Genomic DNA, 16,196 nt, shown 5'->3' on the forward strand with positions numbered 1-16,196 from the left:
GTCTGACGGTCCATGCGGACGGCAACGGTTCGCGTCCGCCGCCGCCCGTCACCCGGAAACGCGGGACGGCCGTCCAGATCGACTCTGACATAATCGACGGGAAATCGAAGACGCGTCATATCGTCGCGCCTACCCGATTCCGGCCCGGCTACTGGAACCCGCGGGGGCAGGGCCAGCAGCCAGGCCAGGGCAGCACCCCCGGCGTCCCCTCCGGCAGCAGGGCCGCCGGGGGCCACCGGCCCACCGGTTCGGCCTACCGGTTCCGCCCGGCCCGCACCGGCCCGCCGGGCGGCGGCGCCTCCGGAGCGGGCGGGGAGAGCGGGGCCACCTCGACCAGGTTGTCGTGATAGACGGCGCCCCGCCCCATGTCCGCCTCACACCCGTCGACCACGGCGTTCGCCGTCGCGCCACCGGGGCTGAGCTTGCGCCAGTGCCCCTTCGCAGACGCCACCACACCGGGCCGTACCTTCCCGCTGACCTCGACGACCGCCTCGAACTCCCCGTTGCCGTTGAACACCCGGGCCCGCTGCCCGTCGGCCAGCCCGCGGCGGGCGGCGTCCTCGGGGTTCACCAGGACCCGGGGCCCCTTCGAGCGGCGCAGCAGCTCGGGATTGTTGGCGAAGGTGCTGTTGAGGAACATGTGCGGCGCCGGAGTGATCAGCGCCAGCGGGTACGGCCCGGACGCGGCCGAGGCGGTGCGCGGGGGCACGTAGGCCGGCCCCGGACCGAACTCCATCCGCCCCGAAGCGGTCGGGAAGCCGTCGGCGAACGGCACGAACGGCTGCGGCACGCTGAGCCGGACCCAGCCCTCCTTACGCAGCCGGTCGAGAGTCACACCCTCCAGCGACGGGTGACCCGAGGAGAGCAGTTGCTCGGCCAGATCGAGGTCGGAGTCGTACAGGGACGGCTCGGTGAGCCCCATGCGCGCGGCCAGGCGGCGGAACGTCTCGGTGGTCGGCAGGCACTCGCCCGGTGGCTCGACCGCGGGTTCGTTCCACAGCAGATACATGTGCCCGTAGCCCGCGTGCAGGTCGGCGTGCTCGATCTGCATGGTCGCCGGAAGCACGATGTCGGCGTAGTCGACGGTGTCGGTCGGGAACTGCTCCATCACCACCGTGAACAGGTCCTCCCGCGTCAGCCGCTCCCGGACGCGGTTCTGGTCGGGGGTGGAGGCCATCGGGTTGGCCCCGTACACCCACAGGCACTTCACCGACTCGTCCAGCTCGTCGCCGAGCCGGGTCATGGCGAGCGTGCGGACCGGCCGGGCGAGCAGGTCGTCGCGGGTGTCGATGTTCAGGTGGATGTGACCGCTGGTGGAGTAGGCGACGCCGCCCCCGGGGTGACGCCAGTCGCCGGTGACCCCGGGGATGGCGGCGATCGTGCGCAGCGCGGTGCCGCCGCCCGCGTGCCGCTGCAGGCCCATCGTGGCCCGGATTCCGGTGGGCCGGGTGTGCGCCAGCCGCACGCCCAGGGCCCGGATGTCCGCCTCGGGCAGCCCGGTGATCTCCGCCACCCGCTCCGGCGGGTAGCGGAGGATCTCCTCGCGGAAGCCCTCCCAGCCGCTGGTGCGGCTCTCCAGGTAGTCGCGGTCTTCGGCGCCCTCGGCCAGAACGACGTTCATCAGCCCCAGGGCGAGCGCCGCGTCGGTGCCCGGCCGGATCGGCAGGTGCTCGTCGGCCTGCTCGGCGGTGCGGGTGCGGATCGGGTCGATCGCCACCACGTGCGCTCCGGACGCGCGGGCCTCCTGGATGAACTTCCACAGGTGGTGGCCGCTGGTCAGCGTGTTCGTGCCCCAGAGCAGGATCAGCCGTGACAGGGCGAACGTCTCGGGGTCCATTCCGCCGGCCGTGCCGTAGATCTGCTGCAGCCCGGTGGTGCCCGCCGCCGAGCAGATGTTCAGATGGTGCCGTGAGGCGCCGAGGACGTTCCAGAAGCGGCGCCCGGCCACCCCCTCGGCCCCCTGGAGGTAGCCGAGCGTCCCCGTGCCCAGGTACGGCCAGATGGCCTCGCCGCCGTGCTCCTCGACGATGCCGCGCAGCCGCGTGGAGATCTCGTCCAGCGCCTCGTCCCAGCTGATGCGCTCGAACCGGCCGGCACCCTTGGGACCGACCCGCCGCAGGGGGTGCAGGATGCGGCCGGGGGCCCTGGTGTGCTCCAGGTAGCGGTTGACCTTCACGCAGAGCGCGCCGCGGGTGTACGGGTGGTCCGGGTTGCCCCGCATCGAGACGGCCTCGCCGTCGCGTACGGTCACCACCCACGAACACGTGTCAGGGCAGTCCAGAGGGCAGGCCCCCAGCACGCGCAACTCGCCTGATGACATGCTCACGACTGTATCGGCGCGCCGGGAGGACAGAAAAACGCGCTCCCCCTCCCGGCGTCGCCGTCACCGGCGTGAACCCGCCGGGGCCCGGTCCCCCTCCGCCGGTGCGGGCCCGCGGGGAGACCGGTTCACCGGGAGGCGGGGGTGTCGCCGTGCTGGTGCTCCAGGCCGCCGCCGCCCTTCGTCGGCTGGACGGCGGTCCGGCCGGGGGCACCGGCGCCCGGCAGGTCGGAGGCGTAGGCGTAGACGAACGCCGCCATCATGATCGCCCCGGTGTTCACCCCGAGGGGCTTGTCGCCGATGTTGGCGATGGTGTCACACCGCCGGTGGTAGCACTTGTCGTAGGCCTCTCCCGCCTTGCCGCCGAACTTCGCCGCCTCCTCGGCGCTCTTGATGCCCTCAGCGCCGGTGAACAGCCCGCCCGAGGGGATGCCCGCCTCGATGAAGGGCCCGTAGTCGGAGCGGCCGGTGAAGTCGGTGCCCTGGTACGACAGGCCCATCGTGCGGAAGTACGACTCGAAGAGCTCCTCGATCTTGTCAGAGCCGGGAGGGCCCGCCGGGGCGCCCACCGCGTCGGAGTCGTCGCCGTCGTAGATCCCGAAGATGTGGTTCGGCGACGCGACCATGTCGAAGTTCAGGTACAGCTTGATCTTCTCCTTCTCCGCCGCGGAAAGCGCGGACACGTAGTGCCGCGACCCGAGCAGGCCCAGCTCCTCGGCCCCCCAGAAGGCGAAGCGCAGCCTGTTGCGTGTCGGCAGGACGTTCGCCGCCAGCGCCGTCTCCAGCACGGCCGCGGTGCCGGACCCGTTGTCGTTGATGCCGGGGCCCTCCGCGACGCTGTCGAGGTGGGCGCCGAGCATGACGACCCGGTCCGGGTCGCCCCACCTGCTCTCGGCGATCACGTTGTGCGTCTTGCGACGCGGGTCGCCCTCGGTCTTCGCGGTGAGCGTCACCGTCGTCCCCGCGGCGGCCAGCTCCTCGCCCGCAGCGAACGTGGTGCCGACGACCGGGATGTTCACGGTGGGAGCGCCGAGTGTGCCGCCCAGCAGGCCCGTCCGGTCGTCGGTGCCCCGCTGCCCCTCGTTGAAGATGATCACTCCGGCGGCGCCCGCGGCCTGGGCCAGCTCGACCTTGACCTGGAAGGTGCAGGTGCCGCGCTGGAGGAGCGCGATGTTGCCCCGGGTGAACCCGGCGAAGTCGCTCGCCTCACACCCGGAGGTGGAGCTCGGCGCCGGGCTCGGCGGCAGGACCAGGTCCACCCCCTGCACCGGGGCCGTGACGTTCCCCGAACCGGAGTACGTCATGGTCCGGAAGTCCTCACCGAGCTCGTACGTCTTGGCGGCCGGCGCGGTCCGCTTCAGCACGGGCGGCTCGACGTCCCGGAAGAACGGGAACTCGAACTCCTGCATGGTGACCCGGTACCCGGCGGCGCGGAGCCGGTCGGCGACGTACGCGGCCGAGGCGTCGAAACCGGGGGTGCCCGAGGCGCGGGTGCCGCCGTTCTCGTCGGCGATGCGCTGCAGGTGCGTCAGGTGCCGTTTGACGGCCGGAGTTCTGGCCGACCCCTGGAACGTCCCGGGGTTCGGCCGCCGCGCCGGGCCCGCCCCGGGCTGCCCGCCGGGACCGGGGGGCGAGACCGCGGCGGGCATGACCGCCGGCGGGACGACGGGCAGGGCGGCCGGCTCGGGGGCCGGAGCCGCGTCGGCGGGGCCGGCGCAGAGGGCGGGGGCCACCGCCGAGACCGCGGTGATCGCGGTCAGCAGCCCTCTGGAGGCACGTGCACGCATGCGGGACTCCTCAGTCACGGGTTGGACGGCGCTCCCGCGATCACGGCCGGACACGGCCGGGTGGAAGGGCTCCCGGCCCGTGCGCCGGGATCGGCGAGCGACGAGCGGAACGTGACGCTCAGACTCCCAGGCCGCGACCCCCGCGATCCAGCATTCCCGCAGCTGGAAGGGTCAATTCTCTATCTGCGACAGGTACGCTATGTTCGCCTGGTCCTCCTCGGCGAGGCTCGGTGCGCCGGCGAACCAGGCGTCGAGGATCTCCCCGAGCAGCGGCGCCGAGGTCAGCCGGAGGCTGATCGCCAGCACGTTGGCGTCGTTCCACCTCCGGGCGCCGTCGGCGGTGGCCGCGTCCACGCACAGCGCCGCCCGCACCCCGGCCACCTTGTTCGCCGCGATCGAGGCGCCGGTGCCGGTCCAGCAGCACACCACCGCCTGGTCCGCGGCCCCCGAGGCCACGTCGGCGGCGGCCAGGGAGCAGCACCACGCCCAGTCGGCGCGTTCGTCACCCACCGCGCCGTGCGGTATCACCGTGTGACCGCGTTTTTCGATTTCGGACACCAGGATGGGAGCCACACCGTCGAGACTGTCGGAGGCGACTGAGATACGCATACTCCGATTGTGCGGAACGGACGAGGAGAACGGCGGCCTACGGGGAATCGTCGAGGCCGTCACGGGCAGCGAACCCGTGTGTGGCTCCGATAGTGAAGGTTGGAAGAGAAGACCGGTGACGCACCTGTGATGCGGAACATGCAGAATCGCTGGCGGTGACGGAAATCAGCGATCGCGACAAACTCGCGTCCGCCGACGGCGCGCGGCCCTCGACGGACGACGGCTCCATCGTGCCCGTCGTCGAACCGCTGCTCCCGCAGCGGATCCGGCGGCCGTCCGACCTGCTGCGCTTCCTGGCGACCCTGCTCTGCCTGAGCGTCGTCATCCTGCTCGCCCTCGTCGCGCAGAAGACCCTCAACGGGCTCGAAGGCGACGTGGCCGACGGCACGAGCCGAGTGCCGTTCCTGCTCAGCGGCCTCGTCGGGGTGACGAGCGCGGCGGCCATGCTGGGCGTCCCCGCGGCCTTCGCCATCGAGCGGGTGCTCCACCGCGACGGCGTCCGGGTGGCAGAGGGCCTGTCGGCGGCCATCGCCGGGATGGTCCTGTCCTTCGTGCTGGGCGAGTGGATCGTCCACGCGGGCCCGGAGGAACTGCGACTGCTGCTCACCGGCGGCCGATCCGGCGTCGAACCGGTCAACACGCTGCTCACCCCGGTCATCGCCTACGTCACCGCCGTGCGGATATCCCGCCGCCCCACCTGGCGCGCGGCCCTGTGGACCGCGGTCGCGCTCAACGCGGTCGCGCTGTTCGCGGCGACGGCCGCCACGATCCTCGGCATCGTCGTCTCGATCCTGGTCGGCCTGGCCGTGGGCTACGCCACCCTGTACGGCGTCGGCAGCCCCAACACCCGCCCGCCGGGCAGCGCGATCGTCGCGGCCCTGCGCAAGCTGGGTTTCGCCCCCGTCAAGGCCCGCAGGCTCGACGACGACCACCAGAGCAGCCGCCGCTACGCCGTCGACCTCAAGGACGGCAGCCGCCTGGACGTCACCGTCCTCGACCGCGACCGTCAGGTCGCCGGGCTGCTCTACCGCCTCTGGCGCCGTATCCGGCTCAACTCCGAGACCCGCCGCAAGGCCATTCGCTCGCTCCGCGCCGAGCTGGAACGCGAGGCCCTGATGGCGTACGCCGCGCACGCCGCCGGGGCGAGCACCCCGCGGCTGCTGGCCACCAGCGAGATCGGCAGCGAGGCCGCGCTGCTGGTGTACGAGCACGCCCCCACCCGCACCCTGGACGACATCCCCGACGAGGAGATCGACGACAACCTGCTCTCCCAGATCTGGGAGCAGGTCCTGCTGCTGCAGGTCCAGCGGCTCGCCCACCGGCGGCTGACCGGCGACAGCATCCACGTCGACGGCGAGGGCAGGGTCGTCCTGACCGACGCCCGCAGCGGTGAGATCGCCGCCGGCGACCTGCTGCTCCGCATCGACGTCGCCCAACTGCTCACCTACCTGAGCCTGCGCGTCGGGGCCCGGCGCTCGGTCGACGCCGCCGCGGCCGTGGCCGGGGCCAACATGCTGGCCGACGCGCTCCCGCTGCTCCAGCGGATCGCGATGACCCGCGAGACGAGAGCCGCGCTCAACAAGAACAAGGAGCTGCTCACCGAGATCCGCGAGCGGATCGTCGAGCTCAGGCCCAGGACCGAGGTCGAGGAGGTACGCCTCGAACGCTTCCGCCCCCGGACCCTGATCACGATCATCGCCACCGCGTTCGCCGCGTACTTCCTGGTCTACTACCTGACGCAGATCAACCTCAACATGATCACGTCGGCCAAGTGGGGCTGGACCGGTGTGGCGCTGATCGCCGCGATGCTGAGCTACGTCGCCGCCGCCCTCATGCTGATGGGGTTCGTCCCGGAACCGCTGCCACTGGGCCGAACCGTGCTCGTGCAATTCGCCGGGTCGTTCGTCAAGCTCGTCGCCCCCGCCGCAGTGAGCGGCGTCGCCATCAACACCCGCTACCTGCAGAAACGCGGGATCCCGCCGGGGCAGGCGGTGGCCAGCGTAGGCGCGTCACAGCTCATCGGCCTGGCCTTCCACATCGGGCTGCTGCTGCTGTTCGCCTACATCACCGGCTCCGACACGGCACCCTCGTTCAACCCGTCGCGCACGCTCATCATCACGGTGCTCGCCGTGGCGGCACTGGTCCTCGTCATCGTGGGCGTGCCGCGTCTGCGGCGCATGGTCACCGCGCGCATCCGTTCGATGTTCTCCGGTGTCATCCCACGCCTGCTCGACGTGCTCCAGTCGCCCCGGAAGATCATTGAGGGGTTCAGCGGCACCCTGCTGCTGACCATGTTCTTCGTGCTCTGCCTCGACGCCTCGATCCGCGCCTTCGGCGGCTCGCTGAGCTTCGCCGCGGTCGCCGTGGTCTTCCTCGCCGGCAACGCCGTCGGCTCGGCCGCCCCCACCCCCGGCGGCCTCGGCGCCGTCGAGTTCTCCCTCTCGGCCGGCCTGACCCTCTCCGGACTGACCCCGGAGGTCGCGGCCTCGGCCGTGCTGCTGTTCCGGCTGCTGACCTTCTGGTTGCCGGTCCTGCCCGGCTGGGCCTCCTTCACCTACCTGCAACGGCAGCAGGCCCTGTAGCCCGCGTGCCTCCGCGGCAGGCGGTCGCCGGTCGTCCGGGACCGGCGACCGCCCTCACCCCGGGCGGGTCACGCCTGGCTGGACCGGCTCCAGATGTTGACCCCCGCCTCGACCGCGTCCTTGTCGATCTCCGCCAGCTCCTCCGCGGTGAACGCCAGGTTCTCCACCGCCGCGAGGTTGTCTTCCAGCTGCCGGACGCTGCTCGCGCCGACCAGCACCGAGGTGATGCGCCGGTCGCGCAACGCCCACGCCAGCGCCATCTGCGCCAGGGACTGACCGCGCCGCCCGGCGATCGCGTTGAGGGTGCGGACGTGCCGCATCGTCTCCTCGGTCAGCATCTCCGTGGTGAGGAAGCGTCCCTGCGAGGCCCGCGACCCCTCGGGGACGCCGCCGAGGTAGCGGTCGGTCAGCATGCCCTGCGCCAGCGGGGAGAACGCGATGCAGCCCACGCCCTCCTCCTCCAGCACGTCGAGCAGGCCGCCCTCGATCCACCGGTTCAGCATCGAGTACGACGGCTGGTGGATCAGCAACGGGGTGCCCATGTCCCGCAGGATCCGGGCCGCCTGCGCGGTGTGCTCCGGCGAGTAGGACGAGATGCCCGCGTACAGCGCCTTGCCGGAGCGGACCGCCTGGTCCAGCGCGCCCATCGTCTCCTCCAGCGGTGTCTCCGGGTCGAACCGGTGGCTGTAGAAGATGTCGACGTAGTCGAGCCCCATCCGCTCCAGCGACCGGTCCAGGCTCGACAGCAGATACTTGCGTGACCCCCACTCGCCGTACGGTCCGGGCCACATGTCGTACCCGGCCTTGGTGGAGATGACCAGCTCGTCCCGGTACGGCGCGAAGTCCTCGCGCAGGTGCCGCCCGAAGTTGGTCTCCGCCGACCCGTACGGCGGACCGTAGTTGTTGGCCAGGTCGAAGTGGGTCACCCCCAGGTCGAAGGCCCTGCGGAGGATGTCCCGCTGGATCTCGAAGGGCTTGTCGTCGCCGAAGTTGTGCCAGAGCCCCAGGGAGACCGCGGGCAGCTTGAGCCCGCTCTTGCCCACCCGGTTGTACGGCTGGCGCCCGTCGTAGCGGTTTCCGTCCGCGATGTAACTCATCGGCTCACCTTCGCTGTGTCGAGGATCCAGGAGAGGGTGAACGCCTCCTCGCGCCAGGCGTCGTACCTGCCGCTGCGACCGCCGTGCCCGGCACCCATCTCCGTCTTCAGCAGGAACGGCCCGCCGGCGGCGACATCGCGGAGCCTCGCCACCCACTTGGCGGGCTCGTGGTAGAGGACCCGGGTGTCGTTGAGGCTGGTGATCGCCAGGATCGGCGGGTAGACCCGGCCGTCCACGTTCTCGTACGGCGTGTACGACTTCATGTACGCGTACACCTCGGGGTCGTGCAACGGGTCGCCCCACTCGTCCCACTCGATCACGGTCAGCGGCAGCGACGGATCGAGCATCGAGTTCAGCGCGTCCACGAACGGCACCTCGGCGACCACACCCGCGAACGTCTCCGGCGCGATGTTGGCGACCGCCCCCATGAGCAGCCCGCCGGCCGACCCGCCCCTGGCGATGACCGAACTCGACCAGTCCTCCGCCTTCAGGTGCTCGGCGGCGGCGACGAAGTCGGTGAAGGTGTTCTTCTTCTTCTGGAACTTGCCGTCCTCGTACCACCGGCGTCCCATCTCGCCGCCGCCCCTGACGTGCGCGACCGCGAAGACGAACCCCCGGTCGAGCAGGCTGAGCCGCGCGATGGAGAACGAGGGGTCCATCGAGGTCTCGTAGCTGCCGTAGCCGTACAGGACCGTGGGCGCCGGCCGCTCCGTGTCCTTCCTGACGACGATCGAGATCGGGATGCGGGTGCCGTCGGAGGCGGTCGCCCACTCGCGGAACTGCTCGTAGTCGGCGGGGTCGTAACCGCCGAGCACGGCCTTCTGCTTCAGCAGGATCAGCTCGCGGGCCCGCAGGTCGTAGTCGTACATCGACGGCGGCGTCACCATGCTGGTGTAACCGAGACGGAGCCGCTCGGTGACGAACTCCGGGTTGCCCGCCGGACCGACGTCGTAGATCGGCTCGGGGAAGGGGATCTCGTACGGCTCGCCGTCACGGGGCAGGACACGGATGCCGGTCAGGCCGTCCCTGCGGAAGTGCACGACGGTGTAACCGGCGAAGGCGTCGACGTCCAGCAGCCGGGTGTCCTCGCGGTGCTCGACCAGCGGCGTCCAGTCGCCGGGGGAGTCGAGCGGCGCGGTCGCCAGCTCGAAGTTCTCGCCGTTCCGGTTGTGCAGGACGAGGAAGTGGTCGCCCGCGTGGTCGACGCCGTATTCGACGCCGGTCTCGCGGGGGCGGATGAGCCGGAACTCGCCCGTCGGGTCGTCCGCCTCCAGGACGCGGACCTCGCTGGTGATCTTGCTTCCGGAGGAGAGGACCAGGAACCGCTCACTGCGGGTGAGACCGATGCCGATCCAGAACCGCTCGTCGTCCTCCTGATGAACGAGCACGTCGTCCTCGGCAGGGGTGCCGACGGTGTGCCGGTGCACCTGGTTGGGCCGCCAGGCCTCGTCGACCGTGGTGTAGAAGAACACGCTCCCGTCGGCGGACCAGGCCCCGCCGTAGAAGATGCCCGGGATCTCGTCGGGGAGGACCTCGCCGGTGGTGAGGTCCTTGATCCTGAGGGTGAAGCGCTCGTCGCCGGTGAAGTTGACGGAGTAGGCGAGCCTCGTGCCGTCCGGGCTCACCGAGCTGGTGCCGATCGCGAAGAAGTCGCCGCCGGCGGCCAGCTCGTTGCCGTCGAGCAGTACTTCCTCGCCCGGGAGCGCCTCGTCCGCCTTCAGCTCCGGCGGCGTCTCACCCTGCGCCGCCACCCGGCACTGGATGCCGTACTGCTTGCCCTCCTCGGTGCGCGAGTAGTACCACCAGGCGCCCTTGCGGGTGGGAACCGACAGGTCCGTCTCCAGGGTGCGGTTCTTGATCTCCTGGAAGAGCGTCTCCTGCAGCGGCTTGAGGTGGGCGGTCGCCTCCTCGGTGTAGGCGTTCTCCGCCTCCAGATAGGCGATCGTGTCGGGGTCTTCCTTGACCGTCAGCCACGCGTACTCGTCGACCACGGTGTCGCCGTGGTGCGTGCGCTCGCTGGGAACCTTCTTCGCCTTCGGCGGCCTCTGACTGCTCACCCCGCCGAGTCTATGTTTCCCCGCCAGGACGGGTCGTGCCGTGCCGACCTGGTGGGTTTCACACGTTGACGGGGTGTGTGCCGGGTTCGGCGGTGCGCGGGGTTCGTCGTTGTGGCCCGAGAGGTCGTGAGGGGCTGCTAATCTTTTGCCGTCGGCGAGGTCCGGCGCAAACCACTCCAATCACCCCGGTGACTTCAGTATGGCTTGTGTCGTGTCCGCCGATCTTCCTCTGAAGCCAACGGCCCGGAGATCGGTTCGCAGAACCGCTCAAGGGCTGGTAAGTTTGAGGGGTTGCCCCGAAAGGGGAAGCGCCGGAATTCGGCAGGCAGGCGAAATCGAGTCGGTTTGACACGAAAAAGCGGGCCTGAAAGAATAAAGGCACAACGAAAGAACAAAACAAAAACGAACGCCCCGGGCGTTCGGCCCCCCGAAAAAGGGGTCGGTCATCCGGTGAACGCGTCCGTTTCTTGAGAACTCAACAGTGTGTTAAAAGCCAGTGCATGAAGCACAACCCCGTCCGACTCGCCGGTCTGTGGCCGGTGGGGGGATGGGATTCCTTTGGTTGATGTTCCCTCGTGTCCGCCGGGCCGTTTCGGTCCCGGGGGGTGACGGGGGGCTTTCAGCCGGGAGAACTCGAAGACATTGTTTGGAGAGTTTGATCCTGGCTCAGGACGAACGCTGGCGGCGTGCTTAACACATGCAAGTCGAGCGGAAAGGCCCTTCGGGGTACTCGAGCGGCGAACGGGTGAGTAACACGTGAGTAACCTGCCCCTGACTCTGGGATAAGCCCGGGAAACTGGGTCTAATACCGGATATGACACGTTCCTGCATGGGATGCGTGTGGAAAGTTGTTTCGGTTGGGGATGGACTCGCGGCCTATCAGCTTGTTGGTGGGGTAACGGCCTACCAAGGCGACGACGGGTAGCCGGCCTGAGAGGGCGACCGGCCACACTGGGACTGAGACACGGCCCAGACTCCTACGGGAGGCAGCAGTGGGGAATATTGCGCAATGGGCGGAAGCCTGACGCAGCGACGCCGCGTGGGGGATGACGGCCTTCGGGTTGTAAACCTCTTTCAGCAGGGACGAAGGTGACGTGTACCTGCAGAAGAAGCGCCGGCTAACTACGTGCCAGCAGCCGCGGTAATACGTAGGGCGCAAGCGTTGTCCGGAATTATTGGGCGTAAAGAGCTCGTAGGTGGCTTGTCGCGTCGGGTGTGAAAGCTTGGGGCTTAACTCCAGGTCTGCATTCGATACGGGCTGGCTAGAGGTAGGCAGGGGAGAACGGAATTCCTGGTGTAGCGGTGAAATGCGCAGATATCAGGAGGAACACCGGTGGCGAAGGCGGTTCTCTGGGCCTTACCTGACGCTGAGGAGCGAAAGCGTGGGGAGCGAACAGGATTAGATACCCTGGTAGTCCACGCCGTAAACGTTGGGCGCTAGGTGTGGGGGCCTTCCACGGTTTCCGCGCCGTAGCTAACGCATTAAGCGCCCCGCCTGGGGAGTACGGCCGCAAGGCTAAAACTCAAAGGAATTGACGGGGGCCCGCACAAGCGGCGGAGCATGTTGCTTAATTCGACGCAACGCGAAGAACCTTACCAAGGCTTGACATCGCCCGGAAAGCTCTGGAGACAGAGCCCTCTTCGGACCGGGTGACAGGTGGTGCATGGCTGTCGTCAGCTCGTGTCGTGAGATGTTGGGTTAAGTCCCGCAACGAGCGCAACCCTTGTTCCATGTTGCCAGCACGCTCCTTCGGGGGTGGTGGGGACTCATGGGAGACTGCCGGGGTCAACTCGGAGGAAGGTGGGGATGACGTCAAGTCATCATGCCCCTTATGTCTTGGGCTGCAAACATGCTACAATGGCCGGTACAGAGGGTTGCGATGCCGTGAGGCGGAGCGAATCCCTAAAAGCCGGTCTCAGTTCGGATTGGGGTCTGCAACTCGACCCCATGAAGTCGGAGTCGCTAGTAATCGCAGATCAGCAACGCTGCGGTGAATACGTTCCCGGGCCTTGTACACACCGCCCGTCACGTCACGAAAGTCGGCAACACCCGAAGCCCGTGGCCCAACCAGCTTGCTGGGGGGAGCGGTCGAAGGTGGGGCTGGCGATTGGGACGAAGTCGTAACAAGGTAGCCGTACCGGAAGGTGCGGCTGGATCACCTCCTTTCTAAGGAGCAGTCGGCTCGCGTGGTTCCACCTCTTCGGGGTGGGGGCGCGGGTTCATGTCGTGTCTGCAGGCGCGTGTCCTGCACACGGCGCGCTCATTAGTGGAGCACTGGCTACTCAACCAGGCCGGGGTCACCGGGCCGTTAGTACCGCTTCCGGGGTTCGTCTCCGGGGGAGAGGGAACGCTGGTCTGCCGGAGGGCCGGGCTGGTTGGACACACTGTTGGGTCCTGAGGGAACGGACACTCTCAGGGGCGTGCCGGCCGGTCGTCGTGATGGCGATGCGGTGGGTGGGTCCTGGTTCGTTTGGCCTCGTGTACAGGGCTGTGTCGTCCGCTCCCGTGGTGGGGTGGGTGGGTGCGGTGGCTGTTTGTTGTTTGAGATTTGCATAGTGGACGCGAGCATCTTTGTGGCCAAGTTTTTTAGGGCACACGGTGGATGCCTTGGCATCAGGAGCCGATGAAGGACGTGGGAGGCTGCGTTAAGCCCCGGGGAGTCGCCAACCAGACGGTGATCCGGGGATGTCCGAATGGGGAAACCCAGCACCAGTCATGTGGTGTTGCCTCCGCCTGAATGTATAGGGCGGTTGGTGGTAACGCGGGGAAGTGAAACATCTCAGTACCCGTAGGAAGAGAAAACAAATAGTGATTCCGTGAGTAGTGGTGAGCGAAAGCGGAAGAGGCTAAACCGTGCACGTGTGAGAGCCGGCGGGCGTTGCGTGTGCGGGGTTGTGGGACTCTCCGACGGTCTCTGCCGGGACTGTGAGAAGTGATAAACCTCTGTGATAGTCGAAAGCTCTGGGAAGGGCTGCCGTAGACCGTGAGAGCCGGGTAGGCGAAATCGTGGGGGCTTCTGGAGGGGATCCCAAGTAGCACGGGGCCCGAGAAATCCTGTGTGAATCTGCCAGGACCACCTGGTAAGCCTAAATACTCCCTGATGACCGATAGTGCACGAGTACCGTGAGGGAAAGGTGAAAAGTGCCCCGGTGAGGGGTCGTGAAATAGTACCTGAAACCGTGTGCCTACAAGCCGTAGGAGCGTAGTCCTCTTCGGAGGGCTGTGATGTGACTGCGTGCCTTTTGAAGAATGAGCCTGCGAGTTATGGTGTGTGGCGAGGTTAACCCGTGTGGGGGAGCCGTAGCGAAAGCGAGTCTGAAGAGGGCGTTTGAGTCGCATGCTGTAGACCCGAAGCGGAGTGATCTAGGCATGGGCAGGTTGAAGCGCGGGTAAGACCGCGTGGAGGACCGAACCCACCAGGGTTGAAAACCTGGGGGATGACCTGTGTTTAGGGGTGAAAGGCCAATCAAACTCCGTGATAGCTGGTTCTCCCCGAAATGCATTTAGGTGCAGCGTCGCGTGTTTCTTGCCGGAGGTAGAGCACTGGATGGCCGATGGGCCCGACAAGGTTACTGACGTCAGCCAAACTCCGAATGCCGGTAAGTGAGAGCGTGGCAGTGAGACTGCGGGGGATAAGCTCCGTAGTCGAGAGGGAAACAGCCCAGATCACCGACTAAGGCCCCTAAGCGTGTGCTAAGTGGGAAAGGATGTGGAGTCGCAGTGACAACCAGGAGGTTGGCTTAGAAGCAGCCACCCTTGAAAGAGTGCGTAATAGCTCACTGGTCAAGTGATTCTGCGCCGACAATGTAGCGGGGCTCAAGTACACCGCCGAAGTCGTGGCATTAGCGTATGAACTCGAGCCTTTGTGGTTGAGAGACGCTGATGGGTAGGGGAGCGTCGTGCGGCCGGCGAAGCAGCGGGGTGACCCAGTTGTGGAGGCCGTGCGAGTGAGAATGCAGGCATGAGTAGCGAATCAGAAGTGAGAAACTTCTGCGCCGGATGACCAAGGGTTCCTGGGGCAGGCTAATCCGCCCAGGGTAAGTCGGGACCTAAGGCGAGGCCGACAGGCGTAGTCGATGGACAACGGGTTGATATTCCCGTACCCGCTGTGATGCGCCCATACTGAATCCAGTGATACTAAGGGTCCTTAACCCGGTCTGCTCTTCGGAGCGGGCGTCAGGGTGAACGCCTGGCCTGATCTGGTAGTAGGTAAACGATGGGGTGACGCAGGAAGGTAGCCCAGCCCAGGCGATGGTTGTTCCTGGGGTAAGCATGTAGGGAGGACCGTAGGCAAATCCGCGGTCCGCGTATCCTGAGATGTGATGCCGAGCCGATTGTGGCGAAGTGGGTGATCCTATGCTGCCGAGAAAAGCCTCTAGTGAGTGTCGCGGCGGCCCGTACCCGAAACCGACTCAGGTGGTCAGGTAGAGAATACTAAGGCGATCGGGTGAACTGTGGTTAAGGAACTCGGCAAATTGCCCCCGTAACTTCGGGAGAAGGGGGGCCTTCGCTGGTGATGGACCGTGCGTCCGGAGCTGGTGGGGGTCGCAGAGGCCAGGGGGAAGCGACTGTTTACTAAAAACACAGGTCCGTGCGAAGTCGTAAGACGATGTATACGGACTGACGCCTGCCCGGTGCTGGAACGTTAAGGGGACCGCTTAGCCAGGCTTGCCTGGCGACGGTGAGAACTTAAGCGCCAGTAAACGGCGGTGGTAACTATAACCATCCTAAGGTAGCGAAATTCCTTGTCGGGTAAGTTCCGACCTGCACGAATGGCGTAACGACTTCCCCGCTGTCTCAACCGCAGACCCGGTGAAATTGCACTACGAGTAAAGATGCTCGTTACGCGCAGCAGGACGGAAAGACCCCGGGACCTTCACTACAGCTTGACATTGGCGTTTGGAGCGTCTTGTGTAGGATAGGTGGGAGACGGTGAAGCTCGGACGCTAGTTCGGGTGGAGTCATTGGTGAAATACCACTCTGGTCGTTTTGAACGTCTAACCTCGGTCCGTGATCCGGATCAGGGACAGTGTCTGGTGGGTAGTTTAACTGGGGCGGTTGCCTCCTAAAGGGTAACGGAGGCGCCCAAAGGTTCCCTCAGCCTGGTTGGCAATCAGGTGTCGAGTGTAAGTGCACAAGGGAGCTTGACTGTGAGACCGACGGGTCGAGCAGGAGCGAAAGCTGGGACTAGTGATCCGGCGGTGGCATGTGGAAGCGCCGTCGCTCAACGGCTAAAAGGTACCCCGGGGATAACAGGCTGATCTTCCCCAAGAGTCCATATCGACGGGATGGTTTGGCACCTCGATGTCGGCTCGTCGCATCCTGGGGCTGGAGTAGGTCCCAAGGGTTGGGCTGTTCGCCCATTAAAGCGGTACGCGAGCTGGGTTTAGAACGTCGCGAGACAGTTCGGTCCCTATCCGCTGCGCGCGCAGGAGACTTGAAAGGAGCTGTCCCTAGTACGAGAGGACCGGGACGGACGAACCTCTGGTGTGCCAGTTGTTCCGCCAGGAGCACGGCTGGTTGGCTACGTTCGGAAGGGATAACCGCTGAAAGCATCTAAGCGGGAAGCTCGCCTTGAGATGAGGTCTCCCACCCTGTGAGGGGGTAAGGCTCCCGGGAGATGACCGGGTTGATAGGCCGGAGGTGGAAGCGCAGTAATGTGTGGAGCTGACCGGTACTAATAGGCCGAGGACTTGACCATGAAGCAGTCTTGTTGTGCTCGCGTCCACTAGGCAATTCTGAG

6 protein-coding genes and 2 rRNA genes are annotated in these 16,196 nt (G+C 66.9%); 3 read left to right on the plus strand and 5 right to left on the minus strand.

Features of this window, described 5'->3' with window-relative positions; all coding sequences use genetic code 11:
- Positions 1-253: 253 nt before the first annotated feature.
- The 3 genes from F4562_RS19180 to F4562_RS19190 form a co-directional block, all read right to left on the minus strand.
- On the minus strand, positions 254-2,320 hold the full coding sequence (locus F4562_RS19180; RefSeq protein ID WP_184542838.1) for a molybdopterin-containing oxidoreductase family protein: 2,067 nt from the start codon (positions 2,318-2,320) through the stop codon (positions 254-256).
- Positions 2,321-2,448: 128 nt separating this feature from the next.
- On the minus strand, positions 2,449-4,107 hold the full coding sequence (locus F4562_RS19185; protein WP_246473481.1) for a M28 family metallopeptidase: 1,659 nt from the start codon (positions 4,105-4,107) through the stop codon (positions 2,449-2,451).
- A gap of 171 nt (positions 4,108-4,278) precedes the next feature.
- Positions 4,279-4,716: an RpiB/LacA/LacB family sugar-phosphate isomerase gene (locus F4562_RS19190; protein ID WP_184542836.1), complete on the minus strand. Its 438-nt coding sequence runs from the start codon at positions 4,714-4,716 to the stop codon at positions 4,279-4,281.
- A gap of 155 nt (positions 4,717-4,871) precedes the next feature.
- Between F4562_RS19190 and F4562_RS19195 the strand changes: the two genes are divergently transcribed.
- Positions 4,872-7,298, plus strand: coding sequence for a lysylphosphatidylglycerol synthase transmembrane domain-containing protein (locus F4562_RS19195; protein WP_311734040.1), 2,427 nt, complete (start codon positions 4,872-4,874; stop codon positions 7,296-7,298).
- Between the two features lie 68 nt (positions 7,299-7,366).
- Here F4562_RS19195 and mgrA read toward each other — a convergent pair whose 3' ends face one another.
- Together mgrA and F4562_RS19205 are read right to left on the minus strand one after the other, a co-directional pair.
- Positions 7,367-8,395 (minus strand): L-glyceraldehyde 3-phosphate reductase, encoded by a 1,029-nt coding sequence (gene mgrA, locus F4562_RS19200; RefSeq protein WP_184542834.1) that lies wholly within the window; start codon positions 8,393-8,395, stop codon positions 7,367-7,369.
- On the minus strand, positions 8,392-10,452 hold the full coding sequence (locus F4562_RS19205) for a S9 family peptidase (protein WP_184542832.1): 2,061 nt from the start codon (positions 10,450-10,452) through the stop codon (positions 8,392-8,394). Before F4562_RS19205 ends, mgrA begins: the two co-directional genes overlap by 4 nt.
- Positions 10,453-11,095: 643 nt before the next feature.
- On the opposite strand from F4562_RS19205, the gene F4562_RS19210 reads away from it, so the two are divergent.
- A 16S ribosomal RNA gene (locus F4562_RS19210) occupies positions 11,096-12,619 on the plus strand.
- 409 nt (positions 12,620-13,028) lie between these two features.
- Positions 13,029-16,154 (plus strand): 23S ribosomal RNA (locus tag F4562_RS19215).
- The 16S and 23S rRNA genes sit together here, the layout of an rRNA operon.
- The last annotated feature ends 42 nt before the right edge of the window (positions 16,155-16,196 follow it).

It is taken from the genome of Streptosporangium becharense (assembly GCF_014204985.1).
Taxonomy (GTDB): domain Bacteria; phylum Actinomycetota; class Actinomycetes; order Streptosporangiales; family Streptosporangiaceae; genus Streptosporangium; species Streptosporangium becharense.

Bases quoted from the DNA above. Each gene is read 5' to 3' on its own strand.
- F4562_RS19190 (WP_184542836.1), bottom strand. From the start codon at position 4,716: ATGCGTATCTCAGTCGCCTCCGACAGTCTCGACGGTGTGGCTCCCATC.
- mgrA (WP_184542834.1), bottom strand. From the start codon at position 8,395: ATGAGTTACATCGCGGACGGAAACCGCTACGACGGGCGCCAGCCGTAC.
- F4562_RS19180 (WP_184542838.1), bottom strand. From the start codon at position 2,320: ATGTCATCAGGCGAGTTGCGCGTGCTGGGGGCCTGCCCTCTGGACTGC.
- F4562_RS19185 (WP_246473481.1), bottom strand. From the start codon at position 4,107: ATGCGTGCACGTGCCTCCAGAGGGCTGCTGACCGCGATCACCGCGGTC.